Below are 22,186 nucleotides of genomic sequence, written 5' to 3' on the forward strand. Positions count from 1 at the left end.
GTCAGGAACCAGTCGCGCTATCCGAATCGGTTCCGCTATCAGATGTACTCGTAATCGGGCCATTGGAGAAGGTCACGCCAGCCTGCAGCAGCACCTTGTCACCAGCTTCGGTGATGGCCACAACACCGTCCGAATAGACCTCGACTTCCTTCACCACGCCGGTGACGGTGTCGTCGGCGCTCTTGACCGTCTTGCCAACCAGATCGGAGGCGCGCGTCAGGGCTTCCGCCTGCAGCATGCTCTTCAGATGGGTGTTGGTCTTGATGGTCTGCTCGACCTGCGAGAAGCTTGCGAGCTGCGACATCTGCTCGCCGGCATCCATCGGGCTGGTCGGATCCTGGTTCTTCATCTGCGCGATGAGGAGCTTCAGGAAGCTGTCATAGTTCAGCGAAGCCGCGTTCTTGTCGCTGCTGCTGGCGCCGGCATTCGCCCAGGGGTTTGCCGCTGCCGAATTGACTGCATCTACCGCCATGGTGCGATCTCCTTGCGAATCTGTTCGATCGTTGCGGGGGTCATTTCCTGATTGTTGAGGATTTTCTCCTCGATCGGGTAGAGACCGCGAATGGCTTTCAGCGCTTCGAAAGCCTTGCCGGATGCGACAAGCCCGTCGATCCGCTTCAGTTCCGCCAGAACCTCGTCGTGCTGGAAGCAGTTCAAGAGCATGCTGACCGACTTGCGGAACATGTTGGTGGACTGCTCGCGCCCTTCCGGGTTGATGAGGATCATCTGCGCGATGAAATAAAGCTGTCTGAGCGGCGTCGTCGCCTGATCGGGCTGCAGAACGTGGTTTTCGAGCAGGAACGTGACATCGTTCAGGAATTCGAGCGCTACCTTGCGATCCACACGCAGAACTGCGCCGTTGATGAAGATCTTTTCGCCCGATTTCAGCGAAATCCGAAGTGTACTTTTCATTTCAGTCCATCCCTGATGATGGTTGTCACGTCAATTATGCCCTGGAAATTCGTCGATTGACGTTTCCGGATCAGTTCGCACTCTTTCAAAATCCAGATCGCGATGGAGATCAGATTGGCTCTGAGCTCGATGGCAAGCTGGTTGTCCGGCTGTTTGAGATCTTCAATGAAGCGTATCCAGACACGGCGAGTGTAAAAAAGTGCCTCAATCGTCGGCCGCTGCGAGGAGGAGTCCCTCGCCTCCACCAGAAGTTCGATCGATTTGGTCAACGCCTGCCGCTCGCGATCTTTCGCGTTGGCGACACCATCCTCCATGATTTCGGCGTAGGAAAACTGGTACATTCATGTATCCTTTATCTGCCGCCACCCCTGATCATCAGAGGTAGTTGACCAGACTCATTTTTTGCAGACGCGACGTGAGGCTGTATGCGATTTCAATCTGCTGCTGCAGCAGGTCGAGGCGTGTCTTCGCCTCATAGGTATCGATCCCCTCGATATCCAAGAGATGCGTTTCGATGATCTTTTTCTGGGCCTCCAGCGAATCATTGGCTTTCGAGACACGGCTTTCGGAAAGACCGAGCTGGCTTTGCTGCTGGTTCAGACCGTTGATGGCGGTGCCGATATTGGTCACCGACTTCATCGCCACCATTTCGCGGACGCCGCTGTCCACCTTCGCGTCGAGGAAGGTCATTGACGTCATCGCGGTCAAGGCGAAATAACGCATGCCCTGCGAGTTGCTGTTGCTCGACGTTTCGACAACCTCGTTCTGGCTGATGCGGCTCGTCATGTTGGTGTCGCTCGCCTTCGAACCGAAGGTCGTCCAGAAATCATAGTTCTGGCCGGCCGTCAGGCTGCTGTGTGGCGGGTTCGTGACCGTGGTCGTACCGTTGAACACGCCTTCGATATGCGTCATGAAGGCTTCGACCTGTGTTTTCGACAGGCTGGCGAAATCACCCACCGGCGGCGTCTGCGCCGCCATGAACGCGTTCAGTTCCGTCTCATAGGCTTCCTTCAGCGGAGATCCATCTGCGAAATAGTCATCGACGGGCTTCACATCCGTATTGATGCCGGAGAACAGATATTCGCCATTGACCGCCGTATTGGCGAAGCTGGTGAAGTTGTTGAACGCATTCGAGATGGTCTGGGCAACCGTCGACAGCGTCGGTGCTTCACTGCTGGTATTGGGGACCAGAACCTTCTGAATCTCCTGCGCGGCCTTCGCCATACCGTCCAGCGCCGTCTGCGAGGATTTGAGGCGTTGTGTTGCAATCGAATTGACGCTGACCAGCGAGGTAATGCGGTCGATATCGCGATTGAGATCGAGGCTGCGGGCGGTGTTGGCGCCCAGTGTCACGCCAAGATCGGCATGCTTGCCCGTCGTCAACTCGGTATTGAGATTGGTCATCTCAAGCTGAGCCTTGAGGATGGTGCTGCGCATGCTGTTCTGCATCGCCAGCGATGAAATGAATGACGTTTTCATCGTTTACCTCACCATGTCCATCAGGGACTTGAGCATTTCATCAACGGTCGTCACCAGTTTGGTCGCGGCCTTGTAGGATTGCTCGATATCCATGAGCAGCGACAACTCCTCGTCCAGGCTGACCGCCGTGTTGTTCGAATAGGACGTGGCGGAGCGCTCATAAAGCGCGCTTTTCGCTTCGTTCGCCGAAGTCGCACCGGAACGTTCCTGTTCAAGCCACCCCATCGAGTTGGTGCCGTATTTCAGGATGCTGGTATTCGTATCGATACGTGTCGACGCGGCAAAATTCATGGGCGCGTCAAAAGCAGTAACATAGCTGCGGATCAGCTCGGAGAAGCCGGTTCCCCCCGAGGTTGCGGTATTGATCACGTAATCGGTACCGTTGATACCGCCGTCACGCAACAATTCCGGATTGCCACCTTTGGAAATAATTAACGCCGGGTTGACGGTAATGCTCGCTGCGAGCCCAGGAGAGACAATCCCGTCTGCCGGAATGGTGGTCGCCGCCGGCGAGCCGTAAGTGAAGAGACCCGGCATGTCCGGCAGGCCGCTGGTGGAATCCGCCGGCTTTTCCGCAAACATGGTAATGAGGCCTCGGGCGATTTCATCGAGCTGGCTCTGCATCGTCGGAGCCAGATCGTCACGAACCTGCATCAGGCCCTGAAGCGACCCCTCCGCCGTCGTGTTGCTGCCGCTGCCAGCCTTCAGCGCTACGCCATCGACATAGATTGCGTTGCCCGTGGTCGTCGCATCATAGCCCGGCTGCGTTTTGAAAGTGACGCTGCGCGGCACGATTTCGAACAGCGTCGCGCCATCCGTCGTATAAAGCGCTACATCGTTGTTGGGACGATTGACGACATTGATGCCGATAATGGAGGAAATATCCTTGAGAAGCGTCTCGCGCTGGTCGAGTGCGTCGCTTGGATCGCCGCCGATCGCCGTCTGCGCTTTGACCTCGTTATTGGCTTCCTCGAACTTTGCAAGCAGCCCGTTCAGCTTGTCGACCTGAAGGGCGATTTCCTTGTCGGCGCGCAGACGCATCGACTGCAATTCGCTCGAGGCCTTGTTCAGGGAACTGGCGACATCAATAGCCGAGGTGACCGCCGTTGCGGCCAGAGCGGCATCGCTCGGCTTGGCGGCGTAAGCGTCCAGGCTCTTCAGCAGTTCCTTCATATAGGTGGCCGGCGAACTCTCATAATCGTTGCCGCCGAAAATGCTCTTCATTTCCTCAAGACCGGTCAGAACCGTATTCTGGCCGGAAGCGAGAGAAGAAGTGGAAATCGTCTGCCTGAAAAGACTTTCATTCTGGGCACGGCCATTGGAGACGATACTCGCTCCGGCCATGGTCGTGCCAAGAATGGCGGTTCGCTTGACGTAGTTCGCATTACCGACATTGGCAATGTTTTTCGAAGTAACGTCGGTCTGCTTACCTGTGTTATTGAAAATCGATTGCGCAGTATTCATTGCTGACGTGAGCGACATTCATCTGTCCTCGTGAGAAGTATTATCTCTTCAGATTGATCAGGACGTCCATCAAATCCGATCCAGTCTGGAAGACTTTCGAATTCGCTGTGTAGATACGCTGGGATTCAATCATGTCGGTGAGTTCGCTGGCGATATCGACGTTCGAGCCTTCCAGCGCACCCTTCTGGATGTAACCGAAGCTGCCCGATTGCGGGAAGCCGATGGTAACGACACCCGACTCGTTGCTCGGCAGATAGACGTTGCCGTTCTGCGGGCTGAGATTGTCGACGCTCGGTACCGTGGCCAGCGCCAGCTGGTAAATGTTGCGGCGACCACCATCCTGATAGACCGCCGTTACCACGCCATCCTTGCCGATTTCCACATCCTTGATCTGGCTTGGGCCGTTGCCGTCCAGAATTGCGGTGCCAGGCGTAAACTTGGTCGAGAATTGCGTCATTTCAGACAGATCAATGTTGATCGCCTGCGCCACACCGCTGTTGCTGTCATTAATCGTGATTGACGTGGGCGACGTGGTCGTGAGCTTGTTGGTGGCGGGATCGAAAGTGAGGGTCACCGTTTCCTGGACAAGCGTCGCAGGCGCAGTTGCCGTGTAGGGGAATCCACCATTCGTCGACTGATCCTGACGATAAACCGCAACTTCCCAGGTATTGTCTGCGGTCTTCGTGTAATAGAAATCGTAAAGTACCTTCGCACCGCCGCTATCGAATGCCGTCAACGAAGTCTTGTTGCCGAACGTCGCAGTCGCGGAGTTGGTGCTTGGAAGCGACGCAGCCGCCACAGCCGTATCGTCACGGTTAAGATTGGCCGGGAAACTGCCCTGCGTGGAGGGCGATGCCGTCAGGCCGAAATTATTGACGTTGATGGCCTCAAGACCCGTAAAGCCGTTAACGACAGCCGCCGGCGGATTGGAACCGTAAGGATAACCCATCAGCTGAAAACCAGCCGCGTTTTCCAGATAGCCTTCCGAGTTCTTCACGAAAGAGCCGGCACGCGTGAGATAGGGCGTGCCTGCGCCGTCCTGAACCACGAAAAAGCCGTTGCCCTGAACAGCAAGGTCGGTGCTCGAGGTGGTGTAGGAGAGGTTGCCCTGCTCCGAAATGCTGTAGCGAACGTTGGACTGCACGCCGCCGGAAGCATAGCTGCCCGACGAGGAGGGCAGAACGAGCGAGGAGAACGACGTCGATGCGCGCTTGTAGCCGGTGGTGCTTGCGTTGGCGATGTTGTCGCCCACGGTGCCCAGCTTGTTCGCCTGCGCATTCATGCCGGAAACACCGGTTCGCATAGTGCCGAAAATACTCATTCAAAAACCCTCGTGGTCATCTTTCAGGGAGAAGGTAAAGCGTTTGGCTTGCGTGAAGCTGTCTGAAATACCGCGTTTGAAAAAGACCACGCGGGTCAATGAAAATCACTGCCAGTCGATGCTGTAGCCGAGGAACCGCTTGGAATCGACCGGATCGTAGCCAAGCTTCTTGCGCAGCTTCTTGCGCAGCTTGCTGATATGGCTTTCGACGACGTTCTCTTCGACGTCGTCATCGAAGATGCCGTAGATGGCATTGAAAATCTGCGTCTTGGAAACGCGGCGTCCGCGATTGGCGATCAAGTATTCGAGGATGCGGCGCTCACGGCGCGGCAAGGGGAACACTTCACCACCCACCTCCGGGTCGCGGCCATCAGAGAAAACCCGGATCGGCCCCGCATCGGTAAAATTCGAGATGACCTGCAATCGGCGACGGATCGCCGCTGCACGCGCAAGGATCTCACGGGGGTGCACCGGCTTGCGCACGACATCGTCAACGCCGCTGTCGAAAAGCGCCAGCGTCGATTCCAGCGAGGGCTGGTCGCTGACCGCGATCACCGGGGCCGTCGTGCGATCCCTGATCGCCTTCGGCAAAGAAAAGCTCCGGTCGCCCTGGCCGATCAGGAAGGCTTCAACAGCCGCAAGATCGCTTTCCGCCGCCGTCGAGACCCACTCCCCGAATTCGACCGGATCGAACCCGGTCGAGGGAATGCCCTCACGCCCAAATAGAGATGTATAGCCGTCTTTAACGAGCTCGCGCTCATCAACCACTACGATCATTCGTCCGCCTCCGAATCAGTGTGGTGTTTTCCAATGTGGCATTGGTACGAATCGGGGGATTCACGAACAACTGTAGAAAATCATCGATAGATATTAATAATTGATTAACCATTTTGTGCCGATTTGATCTATATATAGTGGGTATTAACCATATATGGCACAAAATTTTTGTGTAGAAATTTCAAAATTCCGAAAAAACCGCTTGAAGCGCCTTTTTTCGATCAATCTATCGCCACATTTCGAAATACGAGTCCCGCAACGTCTGAAGGCAATTTCAGGTTGTTATCCGTCACAGAAACTTTTCGCATTGGGGGTCCATTTCCCGTAGCCTGTCGCCACCAGATTGGCGATGACACGGCAGACATATTTCTTCTGTGCCGGATCATTGTTCGGGCCGGCGTGATAACGGGCGACCGCCATGGTCCAGGTTTCATGCCTGTTGTGAAGGTTGCGCAGGAACATGGCGGCATATTCCACATTGCGGCGCGGATCGAACATTTCCCGCGCGGATGCGAAGTTTTCGCCATGAAAATAATGATTGATCTGCATGCATCCGAGGTCGATTAGCTTCGCGCCGTTGCGCTTCGCCGCCTCGAAAGTGGTCAAAGCCTCCTCGGTGGAGGCGGCAAATACCGGTTTTCCCTCAATATTCATGGCGTTAGGGTCGAGCCGTCCCTTGCGGCCCGTTTCGGTCAGCCCCACCGAATAGAGAATTCCCTCCGGCACGCCATATTTGCGTGCCGCCGACTGAATCTCTCTTTCGCAGACACCTGATGTTGCCGAAGCGGACGCGTTGTCAGAGGTAGACGCCATTGTCAGCAGAAGTGCGGGCAGACCCAAGAGCGCCATCCATGCCTTCATTATGCACCCCCAAATTATTGCCATTGCCTTGCCGGTCGCCGCGCGCCCCGGACTCGTCACGGTTGCGCCCGGCGGCGGCTTGCTGCCCCTGCTGCTGCGCCTGCTGATTTTGCTGATTGTTGCCTTGTGTGCCCGTTTGGTCACTCTTGTCGGAAGAAGCGACGCTGATAGTGATGTTGTCGACCGTCAGCCCCTGGGCCTTGAGGCCGTCAAGGATGCTCTTGCTGTCTTCCTGCAGCTTTTTATAGGCTGCAACACTCTCCACCGTCATGTGAACGGAAAGCTCGTCACCGGCAAGACGCAGTGACATCGTCACCGACCCAAGCTCGATCGGCGTCATGTGCAGCTTCAGCGTATGGACGACCTTGCCTGTGCTGCTCTGGGCCGCCGCATTGGACAGCGACGAACCGGGCTGCATGGCGCTCACCCATTCCGGATCATTGACGATCAGGCCGGTCAGAGCCGAGGCGTTGGTCGAAGGCGCGAGGCCAATGAACCGCCGTGAATCGAGAACCGTTATGGTGTCGGTCGTCTTGCCGGTGCTTTCCCGCGCGTCGAACTCGACACGGCCGTCACGCTGAACCGTGCTCATATCCAAAGCCCGGGCCGCGCCCGAACGCGGCGAGGAAAAACGGAATGCCGCGGCGTCGCCCTCGTTTTCCGAACCCGAACCCGCCTCGTTACCGGCGGGTGCAATCCCTGTCGGCATGTCCTTGATCGAGTGCTCGGCCTTGCTCCGGACGGGTTCACCCCGGTCTGATTTAACCGTGTCGGCCTTGCCGGCAATCGCCTGGGCAATTTCCTCAAGCGGTGTCTTGGCGGTCGCCATATCGGCGGCAGCGGCCGTCGCCAACTGCAGTTCCGTCAACTTCGGATCGATCGCATCGTCCGCCGCTTCGGCGCCCTTTTCGACGTTGTCTTTGAGCTTCTTGCCCGTCTTGCCGTTTTCCGGCGTCGCGCGGACCGTTTTCACAGCGTTTTGAAACTCGGCCACGGCCTCCTGGGCACGACCTTCGCCGGCATGCTCCTTGACCATCGCATTGAGAAATGTTGGGGGGCGCTTGACCGGGACATCCATCTTTTCCGCCTCGCCATCGGGCTGCGACTGCTGTCCTTCAGCCGGATTTTCGTCCTGCTGACGCCGCGAATGCAGCGCGTGCGGCGGGCGCTCGTCCCGGACCGTGGAAAGGGCATCACCGAAACTGCCGCCTTTGGCGTCGTCCCTGACACTGGCGCCGCCGGCGCGCGGATCGGATGGCGGCGCATTCACTATCGTGTTGATGGTTGCGTCGATCATGGTGCCCCCTCGCCTTTCTTCAACAGGCTGTCGATTTCATCGAGCTTGCTGCGGCCGCTCGTCACGAGCTGCCGCACATTATCGCCCTCGTCGTCAACCTTCTGGGTTTCGACCCGCCATATGCTTTTTGCATCGGCAGCGCCCGCCTCATTTTCGGGCGGATCCCGCCCGGTCTCATTCGCGGCCGCAGTCTCGGCCTCAACACCGGTCTGCGGGGAGGGAGGACGAACCACCTGGTCGGCAATCGTCCTTGCCGCCTCCCGCAAGGCCTTGTCCCGATCCGAAAGCTGCGCTTCGGGAATTTGCCCGATTGTCTCGATCGCGCTCACCACATCGGGCGTGCCGATATTGGAAAGGCTTTCATAGAGATTGGCCTGCACTTCCGGCTCACCCGGCAGTGCCGGAGACAGCGCCTTCGCCTTCAACGCCGCCATGCGCGCCAGTGAATCCTTGCCGCTGATCGCCGCCAGCCGCGAAAGCCGCAGATAGGCTTCCTTCTGCCTTTCCGTATCCATCATGGCAAAGGTTTCCTGTATCGCCTCATGGCCGATGGAATCGGCGCGCTTGACCACCAGCGAAACCAGAAGGTCTGCGAACTGGCTGGCATAGGGCGAATGCAGGAACCGCCGCGCATAACGCTGCGCATAATCGACGCCGCGCGCCGCATCGCCGTCCTCGACCGCAATGGCGAGCGAGCGGCGCAATGCGGCCTCCTCGACGATGGTGCCCGGCGCTTCGAGCCGGGCGATGTCGTAAAAGCCGAGCGCAGCCAGCGGATCGCGCGGGATTGTCACATTCCCGCTGATCAGCGCCAGATAGGCGCCAATCCGCTTGCCGCGATATTCCGGCACCATGGCCGCAATGCTCTGCGCGACAAGGGTTCCCTTGCCGGAGAGGTATTTGCGCAGGACATCGGCGACGCGGCTGTCGAAATTGCCATCCACATCGCGCGCGACCAGAAATTCCAGCGTGGACGGATTGCCGCCGCTCATCGCATAGATGAGCGCCGCATCGACATTGCGCGGATCCTTGAAGATCGCCGAAGGCGCGCTCTTCAGCCGCTCATCGATGGTCTGGAGTAGAAATCGCTGCATTTCCGAGGCGGAATGGTCGCCCATGGCGACCGAATCCTGCACGAATTGCAGGGAGCGCAGCATGGAATAGGGCATGAGATTGTCTTGCGACTGCGACAACGCCCTGCCCGGCTCGGAGCCGAGACCGCAAAGCGTCGCCGCAAGAAGAAGCCAGCGTTTCGAGGTTTTCGTCACTTTCACCCCCGATCGGCCTCAAGCAGAATTTCGATGCGGCGGTTGGCGTCCGCCATAGGGTCTGCCGGCACCTGCAATCTGCGGTCCGCAAAACCCGAGACCTGCTTTACCCGCTCTTCCGACAGACCACCGCGCACCAGCATGTAATAGGCGCTGTGAGCGCGATCCATGGAGAGCCGCCAGTTGTCATTGGCCTCGCCCTTGAACTGCCGTCCGTCGGTATGGCCGCGGATCACCACGCTGCCGCCGCGCTCCTGAAGCAGTTTACCGATTTTTTCCATGGCCAGAACCATTTCACGCCGGGGAACGGCCGATCCGATATTGAACATCGGCGTTTCCGTCTGGTCGGAAATGGTAAGCAGCAACCCGCCTTCCGCCGGCGTCACCACCAGACCTTCGGAAAGCCTGCCGGTGATGCCTGAGATTTGCTTTTCGATCTCCTCACGCAGCGTGTCGGCCTTTTCCCAGTCGGCATCGCTCACCTTTTGCTCAACATCGCTTGCCTGTCGCGGCTCATCCGGCTTCGGCTGCGCAAGCGCTGCCTGCTCTGCGGCGTCCGGACGCTGCTGCGGCACCACGGCGGCGACTTCCATCGACTTGCCGTCTTCCGCCTTGTCGGCGGGTGTCTCGGACGCCTTAAGTGCGACCGCCTGAGCGTTTTCGGTCGCATCCTCTTGCTTGTTCTCGGCGAGTTGCTGCTGTTCAACCGGTTTTTGCGATTGATCGGCGCGGGTGATTTTCACCTGCTGGGTCCAGAAATCGGGATCGAAGGGATCGCGATAGGCTTCACCGCCGCTAGCGCCCGTCGCCGGGCCGGAATCAGCAGCGCCGCCCTCGCCCTTGGCGCTGACATTGGCCTGCTGCCCCACCTGCTGGGCAATTTCGGCGAGCACGGAGTAGGGATTTTCGAAAAAGTCCGCTTCGGAGAAATTCGACTGTTCACCGGTCTGGGAGGTCAGATCTTCGCCCGTCGCCGCAGCGGAGCCTTTGGTGACTTTTTCCGCCTGGATGTTGGACTGATCCTTCTTCTGGACGCCCTCTTCCTTATCGACAGGCTTTTCCAACCCCTTGGACGAGGGTTTCTCATCGGATAGCTTGATAGGGTTAAAGTAGCTCGCGACCGAGGCCTTGGTTTCCTCGTTGGCGGCATTGACCAGCCACATCACGAGGAAGAACGCCATCATCGCCGTCATGAAGTCAGCATAGGCGATTTTCCACGCACCGCCATGGGCGCCGTCATGCCCGCCCTTGTGGCGCTTGACGATGATGATCTCGTTCTTGCCGTGGTGGTGATTTTCGCCTTCACTCATTTCATCACCTTGCGAAGACTGGACGCCCAGGCGGACATGCGCGTCACAAACACGCTTTCACCCAGCTCGACGGAAAGATCGATATCGGCGGTCTCGGTAAATTTCATCGTTTCTTCTTCAAAGCCCGGCTGCGTCTTCAGCCGCTCGAACAAATCTTTCGGGCCTTTCACGACAAGCGTGACCTCTTCGCCATCCGGCATGGCGCTACGCACCACATCCGCCAGCGCGGAGACCGCCTTGAGCGACAGCTTTTCCGTCAGGACCGGAGCAAGGATATTGGCGGTCTGCTCGCTGAGATTGGCCGCAATCGCGTCGATGCCCTCGCGCAGCCCCCGGGACAGGGAAGCTGCGATTTCTTCAAGATGGCCCGAACGCAGGGTTTCCAGCTCGGCCGAATGGGCAGCGATCAGCTCTTCCCTCTCCGCCTGCATCTTTTCAGTGATCTCGCGGGTGGCGTCTTCGCGACCGCGGGCGTAAGCCGCCTGTTTTTCACCTTCAACATCGACGGTTTCGAAGTCATCCAAACCCGTTGCGAGATCGACAAAAGCGGATGTGGCGTCGACATCCGCCAATGGATCGCCAAAGGCCATCCCGGCAGGCTGCGTGTCACCGAAGTCCTTGAGATATCGTGCAATGGACGCGCTCATGCCCGCCCCCAGCAAAACAGGCCAAAGGGGCGGTACATGTTTCGCTGCCTGCGATCTGACGCGTTCTGTCGCATTTCCGGACGGAAAACCGGAACCCACTTTTCCTGGAAATGCTCTAAGCCGTTTGGCGGCACCACCGTCATCCTTGCTACCCTGCCCGTCTCTTCCACGTTTCCCGGCCAGATCACGCCATGCAATCCGCCCCATATTGACCCGACGTTAGGTGTTCAAACTTGTGCGAAGATGAAGGCGGGCTCGATCAGCAAGCCTGCGCCCCTCCATCCCCTCGTGCCCACGCCAGCCAGACCCGTTACTTGAAGAGCTGGAGGATATTTTCCGCATTGGCGTTGGCGATGGAGAGCGCCTGGATGCCGAGCTGCTGCTGCGTTTGCAGCGCTTTCAATCTGGTCGATTCCTCGTTCATGTCAGCATCGACGAGACGGCCAACGCCCTTGTCGATCACATCCATCAGGCTGGAGACGAAATTGTCCTGCATGCTGATGCGGCTCTGCAGCGAACCCAGGCTGGAAGCCGTACTAGTCATCGCCTCAAGCCGCTTGTCCACGAAAGACATCATCATGTCGATGGCGTCGGCATCGGTATAGGTCGTGCCGCCGCCTGCAAAACCGCCCATGGCTGCCGCGACGACGTCAAGCTTGGCGAGATCGAGGGTGGAGACGGAAAACTCGAGGGAACGACCGGTCGAAACCGTTCCACTGCTGGTGTCGTAAAACCAGTCGTTGCTGCCGGTGTCACGATAGGCTGGGGAAACGGTGACGCTGCCGCTCGACGGATCTGTCGCCGTCACCTTGACCCATACATTTTCGGCGAGTCGCAGATAATTGTCGGTTCCGTTGCCGTAGACATTCGGATCGGTATTCGTATCCGCCGTCGCGGCATTCAGCGCGCCGATCTGTGCATCGGTCAGCTTCGGCACGACATAACCCGTATCCGTCGTCGTGCCAGCAGTCGTTGACGTCTGGGTGACTTCATATTCCGTCTTGCTGACAAAAACGGCGTTCTTGTCGAGAATCCCGAGCTTTCCGCCACTGAGGTCGAAAAGCACGGTGCTGCCGTCGAGCGTGTAGTCGACGGTGGTGACCCCGACATTGCCCGAGCCCGTGCGCGTGAAGGATGCAACGACCTTTTTGATGATCGCTTCTTCAACCGGCGGCGTGCCGCCGTTGCTGATGCTGGCCTGCAGCCAATTTTCACCCGAGAAGGAGGCCGATTCGGAGATGCTCTTCAGCTGTTCCTGAAGCTGTTTGATTTCATCCTGAATCTTGCTGCGGTCGGCGCCCACGCCGTAAGCCGCAACGAGCTTGGCCTTGATCTGCTTGACAACCTCAATCGTGCTTTCAAGCGCATCATAGGCGGTATCGACCTTGGCGGCTCCCAGACCCAAAGCATCCTGCACGGCCGAAAGCGCATTATTGTCGGAGCGCATCGTCGTTGCAATGGACCAGTAGGCCGCATTATCCGCGGCCGTCTCGACACGGTAGCCGGAAGATACGCGCGCCTGTGTTGTCTCGAGGCTCTTGTCGATCATGCGCAGGGTTTGCAGCGCGGCCATCGCCGCCGCATTGGTCAAAATGCTGGTCATGGGGTCCACCCAACTCAAAATTTAAAAAGAAATCCGGCGCGGTGCCGACAACGAGCAGAAGCATCATGCGCATCGCCAATGGTCTGAACCGACCACCGCGACCTGCCGTTCGTTAACAAATCGTTAATGCGATAGGTAACAAACAACGAGACTGATTTGCAAGGCGTTCCTGACCTTCGCAGCCGGGTTTCGCATAAACCGGCAGGCTTCGGGCAAGCCCGGATCAAAACGCACCGGAAAAACGCGGTTGCGCCCGTGATATGAACGAGCGCAACTTACTTGATGAAAAGATGTGGCGGCTGATACGGTTAAGCCGCTTCGCCCTGACGGGTGGCCACGAATCGGGCAGCAGCCAGGCTGTGGCGGAGAAACTCGGTATTCTCGTCCGGGTTTTCGGAAGGGTTCTGAAACGAGACGTGATTGATCTCGATCGCCGCATGCTCGTTGGCGAGTGTCAATCGCGCATAGACCGTGGCGCCCTTCGGCTTCAGCTCGAGATCGAGAACGATCTCCGGCGCGCCTTCCCATTCGAGCTTATATTCGCCGCCGGTGCCGAAATTGATCGTACCAGGATGGTAATAAAGCTCCGCCGCCGAGGAAACGAGGTCGGCGATGCTGCCGTAGCACTCGAATCGGAGCAGCGAAATCAGGTCGGCCGGGTCTAACAAGCGTAATTCGGTGGCGATCGGGTTGATCGCCTCTGCGACGATCATTTCCCGCTGTTCGGAATAGGCGGATTTTTTCATTGGTTTTATTGAACCCGTATTTTCGATGACTTCATGGCGTAAACCCGATGAACGAGCTCCGCCACAGCCTTGTAGAAGGCTGGTGGAATCACACTATCTACCGAGACTTGCGCAAACATGGAGCGTGCAAGCGGTGGGTCTTCAAAAACAGGGATATTGTTTTCTTCCGCAATCTCGCGGATTTTCAATGCGATAAGGTCCTGACCCTTGGCAACGACGACAGGTGCGTCTCCTTCTTCGCGCACGTAACGCAGTGCTACCGCAAAGTGTGTCGGGTTGGCGATGACGAGTGTCGCGCGCGGCACGTTGTTGATCATGCGGCGGCGGGCACGGTCGCGGGCGATCGAGCGCTGGCGGGACTTGACCACCGGGTCACCCTGCGACTGCTTGTATTCTTCCTTCACCTCATGCTTCGTCATTTTCAGCTGGCTGAACCAATGATGGCGCGTCCACAAGACGTCCACGGCAGCGAGCAGCGCTGTCGAGAGCAGGATGACCACCATCATTTTCTTGACGATTTCAACCAACCGGACGAAAATCACCTGCGGATCGGAAAACATCAGATCGATGAGGCTATAGAAATCACCGCGAAGCGCGAAGAACATGATGACCGAAACGATCATGATCTTGAACACCGATTTGGCGAATTCCACAAAGCCCTGCTTGCTATAGATACGGGTGAAGCCTTTTGCCGGTGAAATGCGTGACCATTGCGGACGCACCCGCTCCAGCACCGGCGACGGCAGGTTCTGCAGGAAAGACGAGGCAAGCCCGAAAACGATGAACATGATCATGGCCGGCATGAGCAGGTAGGCAACGGACGTGCCAAGAAAATAGAGCAGCGACAGGGCATCCGGCCGGGTGCTGAGGTTCCATTGTTCGGGCTGGCCGAACAGGTCCTTCAGGGTGACACCGAGACGGCCGGCACCATCGGGCAGGAAAAAAACCAGATAGCAGTAAAAGGCGAGCGACGACGCAAAGATCGGCACTTCGCGCGAAAATGGAAGATTGCCTTTTTCCGCCGCATCACGAAGTTTTTTCTCCGTGGGGTCTTCTGTTTTACTGTCCTTGTCCTGATCGTCTGCCAAGGCACGTTCCCGAAATAAAAAAGGCCCGCCGATCCCGGCAGGCCGTCATCCCGAAACTAGCGCCCGTGAGCGGCCATCGCAATGGCCGGTTTCGGCGTAAAAGCCGGTTATCAACCGGCTTCCGCTTAAGCGGCGGCCGACTGGTCGTCCGCGGCGGCTTCCTTCAGCTGGATCTGGCCGGAATTGGCGAGCCGGATCGCTTCTTGAGCGACGGCGCGGCGTGCGATCGCCACTTCGCGGGTATTGATCGAGGCTTGCGGCACGGAAAGGTCCGATTCGATCATACGGCGCTGGCGCGGGCTGATGCTGGAAAGCACGCATTCCTTGATTTCCATCGTGGCGCCGCGTAGCGCCATGGTCAGAACATCCGCCGAAACATCGTTGAGCAGCAGGACGCGGCTGCGCTGCGGCATGAACATGAGGTCGTCGAAGAGGAAGATCTTCGGCTTTACCTTGTTTGCGGCTTCCTTGCTGAGCGTTTCGAGCGAGCTGAGCAACGTGTCGACCTGCGGCTTGTCCAGTTCGTTCATCAGATCGGCAACCTTTGTCGAGCCGCCGGCATTGCGCTCGGCCTCGATCTCGTTGATGAGGTTGACCACGCGCTTCTCGATGATCTGCGCGGCGGTCGGGCTGACTTCCTTCATGTTTACCGTGCGGTTCATGATGTCGGCGCGTTGCTCTTCCGGAATGGTCAGGAGAACCTTGGCGCCAAAAGAGGAAGGCAGCATGGAGAGAATATAAGCGATGGTCTGCGGATGCTCGCGCAACAGGAACTTGCCGACGAATTCCGGCTCGGCTTCCTGAAGACGGTCCCAGATCGACGCTTCATAGGCCTGGAAGGCCGCGCGGCGACCGAGAAGGCTGTCGACTTCTTCCGGTGTCAGCCCTTCTTCGAGAATGCTTTCGATTGCCTTGGCATTGTCCATCAGGCCCGTTCCTTCCGTGAACAGGTCTTCGAATTCCGCCACGATCTGCGCGAGCTCATCCGGAGGAATGACGCGCAGGGTCTGAGCCGAGGAAATGATCATCTGCAATTCGTGCTGCGTGAAAAACTTCAGCAGCTTGCCGGCGACGCCCTTGCCCATGGCAAGAAGCACCGCGGCCGCCTTGTCGGCCTGAGACAACGGCTTGCCCGCAATGGGGTTACCGAAATCCTCGAAGTCCATCATGGTCTTTCCTCTCCGTCCCCACAGGGATCAGGCTTTCTTCGTACTCAGTACTTCAATCAATTTTACGCCGAAGCGCGTATCGTCGTCTTCCAGAACCGTTATCTCACCGCGCGCAATACGGCGGCCATTCACCATGATTTCAACCGGCTCGCCGATCTTGCGGTCGAGTGCGATCGTTGCTCCTTCTTCAAGGCTCATCAGCCCCGAAACGAGCATTCTGCTAGTGCCGAGAACGATCTGGACATCGATCGGGATGTCCATGATCATTTCCATATTTTCGGACAATCCGCTGCCAAGCGGCGCCTTCACACCCGCAACCTGCGGGGCGGCGGCAAAATCGTCCATAGCAAAATCGTCCGTTCCGCCACCGAAGGCGGAAAGATCGGTGTCCGTCGAAACCTCGTCCGCCGTTCCGAAATCGCCGAAGTCGCCGAAATCGGAGAGCGAGCCTTCCGCATCCGTCTTGAGGACGCCACGCAGATCGCCGATAGCCTGGTCGAGGTCGCCGTCGTCTTCAAACGACGGCAGCGCCGCATCATCGGTCACAGGTGTTTTCTTCGTAGCCATGCGCTGATTATTCCCTTTGAAACTTGCGTCAACCTGCCCAAATCCTCGAAGGCCGGGCAGGATTTTAACCCATCAAATGTCGTAAGATCTCGTCGTCAGTGCTGACATTGTTCTTCACCCGAACCATGTAGCGGTCGCCGGACTTGCCGAATTCGCAATTGTAGAGCTTGGAACCGTTGGCGCTGACCTCAACGCCGATATCGTCCTGCTTCAGAGCCTGAAACGGAATGACATCGCCGGCCACCAGTTTGGAAATCGTCCTGAGCGTCAGTGTTTCGAGCTTGATTCGCGCCTCGAGCGTGACCTGCGATCGCTTCACCTGCTCCGAAATCATTTCCATCCATTCCTCCTGCTTCTTCAGCGCCTGGGCTGAAGCCTTGGGGGCGACGATGGAAGTCTTGAGCAGGGCGCGCTGCGGCACGATCAGCGAGAACTCCGACGATACCTTGCCAATATCGACCTTGAGGCGGATGGTCACGCCGTAAAGGCCGGCGATCATCTCGTCGAAGGCGCTTTTGCCGTTGGAATTGAATGGCGGATCGATGGTTGCCTCAAATCCGCCCGGCGCGTTGACACCGGAGCGCAGGACACCTGCGATGCGGCCAAGAACCATGGCCGCGAGATCAAGCTCGATATGGGAGAGGCTGCGCTCGTCCGGCTCGCCAATCATGTCCGGCGACGCGCCCAGCATGCGCTCCATGAGCGCGATGACGAAACCGTTGCCGACCGTCATCATGAAATTGGGGCACCAGTTGCGCAGGGAACAATCGGCAACCGCGACATTGCTCCCGACATTGGCGATGAGATCGGTCATCAGTCCCGATTCGGAACCGACATATTCGACGTCGATCGCGATGCCGGTCTCGCTGTGGAAGATGTCTGGCAGGAACTCGCTGTAGAGATGGCCGATATCGGAACCGATCTTGGCGATCGTCTTGCGATCGGATAATCCGCCCGTCAACTTTGCCAGAAGGGCCGTGTCGATGGCCGGTGCTTGTTGCGCTGCAGCTTTTGCCATCGTCATGCCGCCTTGTTTTCGCCGCCGGGGTTCATCATCTCCTGCTCGACGGCGTCAATAGATGGCCGCTCGTAGTTGGAGATGGTCTTGCGGCCATATTCGAGTGCGACCTGCGGCACCGAGCCGTTCATGTAAGCGATCAGCGTCTGCTTGACGATGATGTAGAGGCGGTGCTGCTTGGTGCGGACGATCTTGACCTGGGACGCCAGCGGGTTGCAGATCGAATAGGACAGGATGATGCCGAGCATGGTGCCGACGAGCGCGGCGCCGATGAGGCCGCCCAGCACTTCCGGCGATTCGTTGATCTTGCCCATGGCCTTGATAACGCCGAGAACCGCCGCGACGATACCGATGGCAGGGAAGGAATCCCCCATGGTGGTAATCGCGTGATAAGGTTTCAGCTTGTCGTTCAGGATGGTTTCGATTTCCTCATCCATCAGCGCCTCGATTTCGTGGCTTCGGGCGTTGCCGATGATGATGAGGCGAACATAGTCGCAGATGAACGAGGTCAATTCCTTGTTCTTCAGAACCGATGGCGCGCTCTGGAAAATCGAGGATTCTTCCGGATTGTCGATATGGGCCTCGATCTCGTTGCGCGATTTCGTGCGCAGGTCGCGCATCAGCGAATAGAGCACGCCGAGCACGTCGAGATAGTTTCGCTCCTTCGGGACCGAATGCTTGAAGGCCTCGCCGAGCGCCTTGCCCGAATCCTTCACGACTTTCATGGGGTTCGCCATGATGAAGCCGCCGAGACCGGCGCCGCCGATGATCATCAATTCGAACGGCTGAACCAGCACGTCCAGATGACCGCCCATCGCCATGTAGCCGCCGATGATGCAGCCGAAGGTGATTATAAGTCCAATTACAATATTCATTGATCGACCACGCCCGAACAGTGTTCCATGGCGCCATGTCTAAAAAATGTGGCTTGCGTGAACCTGTCCGCAAAGCCGCTCTCGCATTCCTGTCTCCAGCCAGTTTCGCACAAGCAAGCCACGGCAATATGCCGACAAAGGCGGACGTGCGCCTTGAGATCGGGATCAAACGAGAGCGGCGGTTCAGTGACTTCCACCTACACCAGCTACAGACTGATCAGTCAGGATATCGGCAAATCGCTTGAGCGGGTCTCGGAACAGCCCGACGTGGCGCGCGAGACCGAATATTATCGCGCGAAGATCGGCGACGTGAAATCCATCGACGACTTCATGGCCGATACGCGCCTTTACAATTACGCGCTGAAGGCCCACGGCCTTGAGGACATGGCCTATGCGAAGGCTTTCATCCGCAAGGTGCTGACGGAAGGCGCCTCGGACAAGGACGCTTTCGCCAACAAGCTTTCCGACAGCCGTTATGCAGATTTTGCGAAGTCGCTGGACTTTGCCGGCCTGGGCGCAGCGGCGACTTCGGTCGACGCGGCCCAAACGGGCGTCATCAGCAAATACACGCGCCAGACCCTGGAACAGGAAGCCGGTGATGACAATAACGGTGTCCGGCTCGCCCTTTATTTCGAACGCAAGGCATCAACCATCACATCCGGCCTCGATTTTCTCGCCGACGACGCGCTCGCGCAGGTGTTTCGCACAACGTTCAACCTCCCCGACGCATTTTCCGCGGCCGACATCGACAAACAGGCGGCGCTCATCGAAAAGAGCATTAATATCAAGGATCTGCAGGACCCCGAAAAGGTTGGAAAGCTGCTCGAGCGTTTCACCATCATGTGGGAAATGCAAAACCCCTCGACGACCTACGACCCTTTGGCCGTTTTCGGCTCCTCCAGCGGCTACGGCATTTCCCCTGACCTGCTGATCTCGATCAACTCCCTGAAACTCGGAGGCAAATGATATGCAATCCGGACTATATGTCGCCCTCTCCTCACAGATAGCGCTGGAGCGCCGTCTCACCACCATTTCCGACAATATGGCGAATGTGAACACCGTCGGTTTTCGCGGTTCCGAAGTGAAATTCGACGAAATGGTCGCCAAGAATCACAATGACATGAACGCTCGGGTGGCCTTCGTTTCGCAGGGCAACGACTATCTTTCCACTCGTCAGGGCGCTTTCGAGCAGACTGGCAATTCCTTCGATTTTGCCATCAAGGGCGACGCCTGGTTTTCGCTGGATACCCCCGATGGCCAGATTCTGACCCGCGACGGCCGTTTCACCATGCGTCCGGACGGCGCGCTCATCTCCTCGAGCGGTTATCCCGTTCTCGATGCCGGCGGCGGTCCGATCCAGCTCAATCCGAATGGCGGCCCGATCACCGTCGGTCTCGATGGAGCCATCCGGCAGAACGAAAACATCGTCGCTACCCTCGGCATCTTTCAGGCGGATTTTTCGCAGGGTTTCCTGCGTCATCCCAATAGCGGCGTGAAGCCGGTGGCCCAGCCGGTTCCGGTGGTCAACAACCATGAAGTCGGCGTCGTTCAGGGTTACCTCGAGCAGTCGAACGTCAACGGCATTTCCCAGATGACCCAGCTCATCCAGGTCAACCGCGCCTTTGAAAGCATCTCCTCGCTGATGCGCGATACCGAATCGACCTTCGGCGAGGGCATCAAGACGCTTGGCGGCGCGCGTTGAGGAACTGACTGATGACAATGCCGGAATCCATGCTCTTGGCTGATGCCATTTCACCGAAGCTCGCGCAGCTGGCGAGCCTCGCCGGGCATTATGCCGATCCGGAGTTCTCGGTTGCGCATGGCGGTCATGTCCGCACCATCGCCGCCGGGCACTATACGGTTTCCGGCCTGTCGCGGCATGTGCGGCTCGGTGAATTCGTCGCCCATCGCAGCGCGACCGGCATTCATCTCGGCGAAGTGGTGCGCGTGGAGCCGGACATCTGCTATGTCTGCCCCATCGAGCCCGGCGAGCCGATCGGCATTCACGACACCGTCATCCGCAAGGGCGCTTTCCGCGTCGCGCCCGACAACAGCTGGTGCGGCCGCACGATCAACGCGCTGGGCGAACCCATCGACAATCAGGGGCCGCTTGCGCCGGGCATTGAACGCCGCTCGATTTCAAACAACGCACCACCCTCGATGACCCGCAAGCGCGTAGAGACACCCTTTAAGACGGGTGTTCGCGCTATCGATATCTTCTCGCCGCTTTGCCTCGGCCAGCGCCTCGGCATTTTTGCTGGCTCCGGCGTCGGTAAATCCACGTTGCTGTCAATGCTCGCCAAGGCAGATGCCTTCGACAAGGTGGTGATTGCGCTTGTCGGCGAACGCGGCCGTGAAGTGCGCGAATTCATCGAAGACACGATGGGCGAGAACATGAGCAAGTCCATCGCCGTCGTTGCGACAAGCGATGAAAGCCCGATGCTGCGCAAGATGGCCCCGCTTTCCGCCGTTACCATCGCCGAGCATTTTCGCGATCAGGGCGACAATGTTCTTCTCATCATCGACAGCGTGACGCGATTTGCCCATGCGATCCGCGAAGTGGCGGTCGCTTCGGGCGAACCGCCTGTCGCACGCGGTTATCCCGCTTCGGTCTTTACCGAACTGCCGCGACTGCTGGAACGGGCGGGACCGGGCGCCGAAGGCACCGGCACCATCACCGCCATCGTCTCCATCCTCGTGGATGGCGACAATCACAACGATCCGATTGCCGATTCGACCCGCGGTATTCTCGACGGTCATATCGTGCTTGACCGCAGCCTTGCCGAAGAAGGCCGTTACCCGCCGATCAATCCGCTCGCCTCGATCTCCCGTCTCGCCAAGAAGGCCTGGACACCGGATCAGGAAAAGCTGGTCTCGCGCCTCAAGGCGCTGGTGCATCGCTTCGAGGAAACGCGCGATCTTCGCCTCATCGGCGGTTATCGGCCCGGTACCGACCCCGATCTCGACATGGCGGTGAAGCAGGTGCCGATCATCTATGAAACGTTGAAACAGCTGCCGAGCGAGCCGGCAGCGCTGGATGCCTATGCCGACCTGGCGACCGCATTGCGCGGCGGCGCGCAGAACGGTCAGCCGCAGGTAACCCCGAGAATGAGAGGCTGACCCGTGAGGAAAAAGCGGAACGACAATAGCCACGATGAAGACGTGCTGCCGAAGCCGGTTTTCTTTACACCCGACCGTATTCTCGCATGGACGGGCATCGGGCTCGCCGCTGCAGCAGCCTTTTTCCCCTGGTACGTGTTTTTCAACGAAGAAAAATTCGGCATGAAGGTGGCGGGCGGCGATCGCACGCGCGATCTGCCCCATACCGGGCCGCGGGAAGTCTTCAGCGTTTCGCCGATGGCCATGACCAACCGCAACAAGGAAGACACCCCGCCGCCGGCGGAGCTGCCCGACATGCTAACGACGGCCACCGTGAACGCAGGCGGCAAGGAAAAACAGAACGACCTGGCAGCGGGGATCGAAGACCAGCCCTTCCCCGGCCAGACATCGTTCCGTCTGCTGCATGTCTCCAATGGCCGCGCCCTAATTGAGGACGGTTCGGGCATGTATATGGTGAGGGTCGGCTCGACCCTGCCTGACAATGCGCTGCTGACGAAGATCGAGCAACGCAACGGCGAGTGGTTGATAGAGACGTCCTCCGGAAGAACCTATCATCCGGAAAAATAGTCCGGCCACCCATGAGCGGAAGGCCGCGTTGCGCATCTCGGTGACAACACTCCCAAAGCAAAACTTCCCGATGACCGCCGCAAAGACCCCTTTGCGG

General features: G+C 58.2%; 23 protein-coding genes. 4 read left to right on the plus strand and 19 right to left on the minus strand.

What is annotated here, in order from left to right:
• Window position 1 precedes the first annotated feature (1 nt).
• From flgD to motA, 19 genes are all read right to left on the minus strand, one after another.
• Window positions 2–472 carry a flagellar hook assembly protein FlgD gene (flgD, locus tag O9X91_RS01190; RefSeq protein WP_077983393.1) on the minus strand — a complete coding sequence of 157 codons (471 nt, stop codon included), beginning with the start codon at window positions 470–472 and terminating at the stop codon, window positions 2–4.
• The gene (gene flbT, locus O9X91_RS01195; RefSeq protein WP_004432543.1) at window positions 463–912 is read right to left on the minus strand and encodes a flagellar biosynthesis repressor FlbT; all 450 of its coding nucleotides are present in this window, start codon (window positions 910–912) and stop codon (window positions 463–465) included. The genes flgD and flbT overlap by 10 nt, the downstream gene beginning before the upstream one ends.
• Window positions 909–1,253, minus strand: a complete 345-nt coding sequence (flaF, locus tag O9X91_RS01200; RefSeq protein ID WP_063949721.1) for a flagellar biosynthesis regulator FlaF — start codon at window positions 1,251–1,253, stop codon at window positions 909–911. Before flaF ends, flbT begins: the two co-directional genes overlap by 4 nt.
• 34 nt (window positions 1,254–1,287) lie before the next feature.
• On the minus strand, window positions 1,288–2,391 hold the full coding sequence (locus tag O9X91_RS01205; RefSeq protein ID WP_077983394.1) for a flagellar hook-associated family protein: 1,104 nt from the start codon (window positions 2,389–2,391) through the stop codon (window positions 1,288–1,290).
• 3 nt (window positions 2,392–2,394) lie between these two features.
• A complete protein-coding gene (flgK, locus tag O9X91_RS01210) occupies window positions 2,395–3,873 on the minus strand; it encodes a flagellar hook-associated protein FlgK (RefSeq protein WP_077983395.1) in 1,479 nt (492 codons plus the stop codon).
• 22 nt (window positions 3,874–3,895) lie between these two features.
• Entirely contained in the window at window positions 3,896–5,176 is a 1,281-nt protein-coding gene (locus O9X91_RS01215) for a flagellar hook protein FlgE (protein WP_077983396.1), read from the minus strand.
• 105 nt (window positions 5,177–5,281) lie between these two features.
• Window positions 5,282–5,953 (minus strand): response regulator transcription factor, encoded by a 672-nt coding sequence (locus O9X91_RS01220; protein ID WP_046800597.1) that lies wholly within the window; start codon window positions 5,951–5,953, stop codon window positions 5,282–5,284.
• 282 nt (window positions 5,954–6,235) lie between these two features.
• Window positions 6,236–6,802: a lytic transglycosylase domain-containing protein gene (locus tag O9X91_RS01225; protein ID WP_162520464.1), complete on the minus strand. Its 567-nt coding sequence runs from the start codon at window positions 6,800–6,802 to the stop codon at window positions 6,236–6,238.
• A complete protein-coding gene (fliK, locus tag O9X91_RS01230; RefSeq protein WP_142912762.1) occupies window positions 6,750–8,111 on the minus strand; it encodes a flagellar hook-length control protein FliK in 1,362 nt (453 codons plus the stop codon). Before fliK ends, O9X91_RS01225 begins: the two co-directional genes overlap by 53 nt.
• Window positions 8,108–9,385: a chemotaxis protein MotC gene (motC, locus tag O9X91_RS01235; RefSeq protein WP_142912761.1), complete on the minus strand. Its 1,278-nt coding sequence runs from the start codon at window positions 9,383–9,385 to the stop codon at window positions 8,108–8,110. Before motC ends, fliK begins: the two co-directional genes overlap by 4 nt.
• Window positions 9,382–10,689, minus strand: coding sequence for a MotB family protein (locus O9X91_RS01240; RefSeq protein ID WP_142912760.1), 1,308 nt, complete (start codon window positions 10,687–10,689; stop codon window positions 9,382–9,384). Before O9X91_RS01240 ends, motC begins: the two co-directional genes overlap by 4 nt.
• On the minus strand, window positions 10,686–11,336 hold the full coding sequence (locus tag O9X91_RS01245) for a hypothetical protein (protein ID WP_142912759.1): 651 nt from the start codon (window positions 11,334–11,336) through the stop codon (window positions 10,686–10,688). The genes O9X91_RS01240 and O9X91_RS01245 overlap by 4 nt, the downstream gene beginning before the upstream one ends.
• Window positions 11,337–11,646: 310 nt before the next feature.
• On the minus strand, window positions 11,647–12,939 hold the full coding sequence (locus tag O9X91_RS01250) for a flagellin N-terminal helical domain-containing protein (RefSeq protein ID WP_142912758.1): 1,293 nt from the start codon (window positions 12,937–12,939) through the stop codon (window positions 11,647–11,649).
• A gap of 308 nt (window positions 12,940–13,247) precedes the next feature.
• Window positions 13,248–13,685: a hypothetical protein gene (locus O9X91_RS01255; RefSeq protein WP_077983402.1), complete on the minus strand. Its 438-nt coding sequence runs from the start codon at window positions 13,683–13,685 to the stop codon at window positions 13,248–13,250.
• A gap of 5 nt (window positions 13,686–13,690) precedes the next feature.
• On the minus strand, window positions 13,691–14,773 hold the full coding sequence (flhB, locus tag O9X91_RS01260; RefSeq protein ID WP_077983403.1) for a flagellar biosynthesis protein FlhB: 1,083 nt from the start codon (window positions 14,771–14,773) through the stop codon (window positions 13,691–13,693).
• Window positions 14,774–14,898: 125 nt separating this feature from the next.
• Window positions 14,899–15,942 carry a flagellar motor switch protein FliG gene (gene fliG / locus O9X91_RS01265; RefSeq protein WP_142912756.1) on the minus strand — a complete coding sequence of 348 codons (1,044 nt, stop codon included), beginning with the start codon at window positions 15,940–15,942 and terminating at the stop codon, window positions 14,899–14,901.
• A gap of 27 nt (window positions 15,943–15,969) precedes the next feature.
• Window positions 15,970–16,509, minus strand: a complete 540-nt coding sequence (gene fliN, locus O9X91_RS01270; RefSeq protein WP_142912755.1) for a flagellar motor switch protein FliN — start codon at window positions 16,507–16,509, stop codon at window positions 15,970–15,972.
• A 64-nt stretch (window positions 16,510–16,573) separates the two neighbouring features.
• A complete protein-coding gene (locus O9X91_RS01275) occupies window positions 16,574–17,533 on the minus strand; it encodes a FliM/FliN family flagellar motor switch protein (protein ID WP_162520463.1) in 960 nt (319 codons plus the stop codon).
• Window positions 17,530–18,402 carry a flagellar motor stator protein MotA gene (gene motA, locus O9X91_RS01280; RefSeq protein ID WP_020010426.1) on the minus strand — a complete coding sequence of 291 codons (873 nt, stop codon included), beginning with the start codon at window positions 18,400–18,402 and terminating at the stop codon, window positions 17,530–17,532. The genes O9X91_RS01275 and motA overlap by 4 nt, the downstream gene beginning before the upstream one ends.
• 186 nt (window positions 18,403–18,588) lie before the next feature.
• Between motA and O9X91_RS01285 the strand changes: the two genes are divergently transcribed.
• The 4 genes from O9X91_RS01285 to O9X91_RS01300 are packed head-to-tail and all read left to right on the plus strand — an operon-like array spanning window position 18,589 to window position 22,089.
• Complete coding sequence (locus O9X91_RS01285) at window positions 18,589–19,368, plus strand: DUF1217 domain-containing protein (protein WP_089153245.1); 780 nt, start codon at window positions 18,589–18,591, stop codon at window positions 19,366–19,368.
• A 1-nt stretch (window position 19,369) separates the two neighbouring features.
• Window positions 19,370–20,104, plus strand: a complete 735-nt coding sequence (gene flgF / locus O9X91_RS01290; RefSeq protein WP_065114846.1) for a flagellar basal-body rod protein FlgF — start codon at window positions 19,370–19,372, stop codon at window positions 20,102–20,104.
• Window positions 20,105–20,115: 11 nt separating this feature from the next.
• Window positions 20,116–21,522, plus strand: a complete 1,407-nt coding sequence (gene fliI / locus O9X91_RS01295) for a flagellar protein export ATPase FliI (RefSeq protein ID WP_142912754.1) — start codon at window positions 20,116–20,118, stop codon at window positions 21,520–21,522.
• Between the two features lie 3 nt (window positions 21,523–21,525).
• The gene (locus O9X91_RS01300) at window positions 21,526–22,089 is read left to right on the plus strand and encodes a hypothetical protein (protein ID WP_089153246.1); all 564 of its coding nucleotides are present in this window, start codon (window positions 21,526–21,528) and stop codon (window positions 22,087–22,089) included.
• The last annotated feature ends 97 nt before the right edge of the window (window positions 22,090–22,186 follow it).

It is taken from the genome of Agrobacterium salinitolerans, from assembly GCF_027498475.1.
Taxonomy (GTDB): Bacteria; Pseudomonadota; Alphaproteobacteria; order Rhizobiales; family Rhizobiaceae; genus Agrobacterium; species Agrobacterium salinitolerans.

What these genes read in the sequence shown, in the direction of transcription:
- O9X91_RS01240 (WP_142912760.1), bottom strand. Translation starts at nt 10,689, where the DNA reads ATGAGTGAAGGCGAAAATCACCACCACGGCAAGAACGAGATCATCATC.
- O9X91_RS01250 (WP_142912758.1), bottom strand. Translation starts at nt 12,939, where the DNA reads ATGACCAGCATTTTGACCAATGCGGCGGCGATGGCCGCGCTGCAAACC.
- O9X91_RS01225 (WP_162520464.1), bottom strand. Translation starts at nt 6,802, where the DNA reads ATGGCGCTCTTGGGTCTGCCCGCACTTCTGCTGACAATGGCGTCTACC.
- flgF (WP_065114846.1), top strand. Translation starts at nt 19,370, where the DNA reads ATGCAATCCGGACTATATGTCGCCCTCTCCTCACAGATAGCGCTGGAG.
- flgD (WP_077983393.1), bottom strand. Translation starts at nt 472, where the DNA reads ATGGCGGTAGATGCAGTCAATTCGGCAGCGGCAAACCCCTGGGCGAAT.
- O9X91_RS01255 (WP_077983402.1), bottom strand. Translation starts at nt 13,685, where the DNA reads ATGAAAAAATCCGCCTATTCCGAACAGCGGGAAATGATCGTCGCAGAG.
- fliK (WP_142912762.1), bottom strand. Translation starts at nt 8,111, where the DNA reads ATGATCGACGCAACCATCAACACGATAGTGAATGCGCCGCCATCCGAT.
- O9X91_RS01275 (WP_162520463.1), bottom strand. Translation starts at nt 17,533, where the DNA reads ATGACGATGGCAAAAGCTGCAGCGCAACAAGCACCGGCCATCGACACG.
- fliG (WP_142912756.1), bottom strand. Translation starts at nt 15,942, where the DNA reads ATGATGGACTTCGAGGATTTCGGTAACCCCATTGCGGGCAAGCCGTTG.
- flbT (WP_004432543.1), bottom strand. Translation starts at nt 912, where the DNA reads ATGAAAAGTACACTTCGGATTTCGCTGAAATCGGGCGAAAAGATCTTC.
- motA (WP_020010426.1), bottom strand. Translation starts at nt 18,402, where the DNA reads ATGAATATTGTAATTGGACTTATAATCACCTTCGGCTGCATCATCGGC.
- O9X91_RS01215 (WP_077983396.1), bottom strand. Translation starts at nt 5,176, where the DNA reads ATGAGTATTTTCGGCACTATGCGAACCGGTGTTTCCGGCATGAATGCG.
- flgK (WP_077983395.1), bottom strand. Translation starts at nt 3,873, where the DNA reads ATGTCGCTCACGTCAGCAATGAATACTGCGCAATCGATTTTCAATAAC.
- O9X91_RS01245 (WP_142912759.1), bottom strand. Translation starts at nt 11,336, where the DNA reads ATGAGCGCGTCCATTGCACGATATCTCAAGGACTTCGGTGACACGCAG.
- flaF (WP_063949721.1), bottom strand. Translation starts at nt 1,253, where the DNA reads ATGTACCAGTTTTCCTACGCCGAAATCATGGAGGATGGTGTCGCCAAC.
- O9X91_RS01205 (WP_077983394.1), bottom strand. Translation starts at nt 2,391, where the DNA reads ATGAAAACGTCATTCATTTCATCGCTGGCGATGCAGAACAGCATGCGC.
- fliI (WP_142912754.1), top strand. Translation starts at nt 20,116, where the DNA reads ATGACAATGCCGGAATCCATGCTCTTGGCTGATGCCATTTCACCGAAG.
- O9X91_RS01220 (WP_046800597.1), bottom strand. Translation starts at nt 5,953, where the DNA reads ATGATCGTAGTGGTTGATGAGCGCGAGCTCGTTAAAGACGGCTATACA.
- fliN (WP_142912755.1), bottom strand. Translation starts at nt 16,509, where the DNA reads ATGGCTACGAAGAAAACACCTGTGACCGATGATGCGGCGCTGCCGTCG.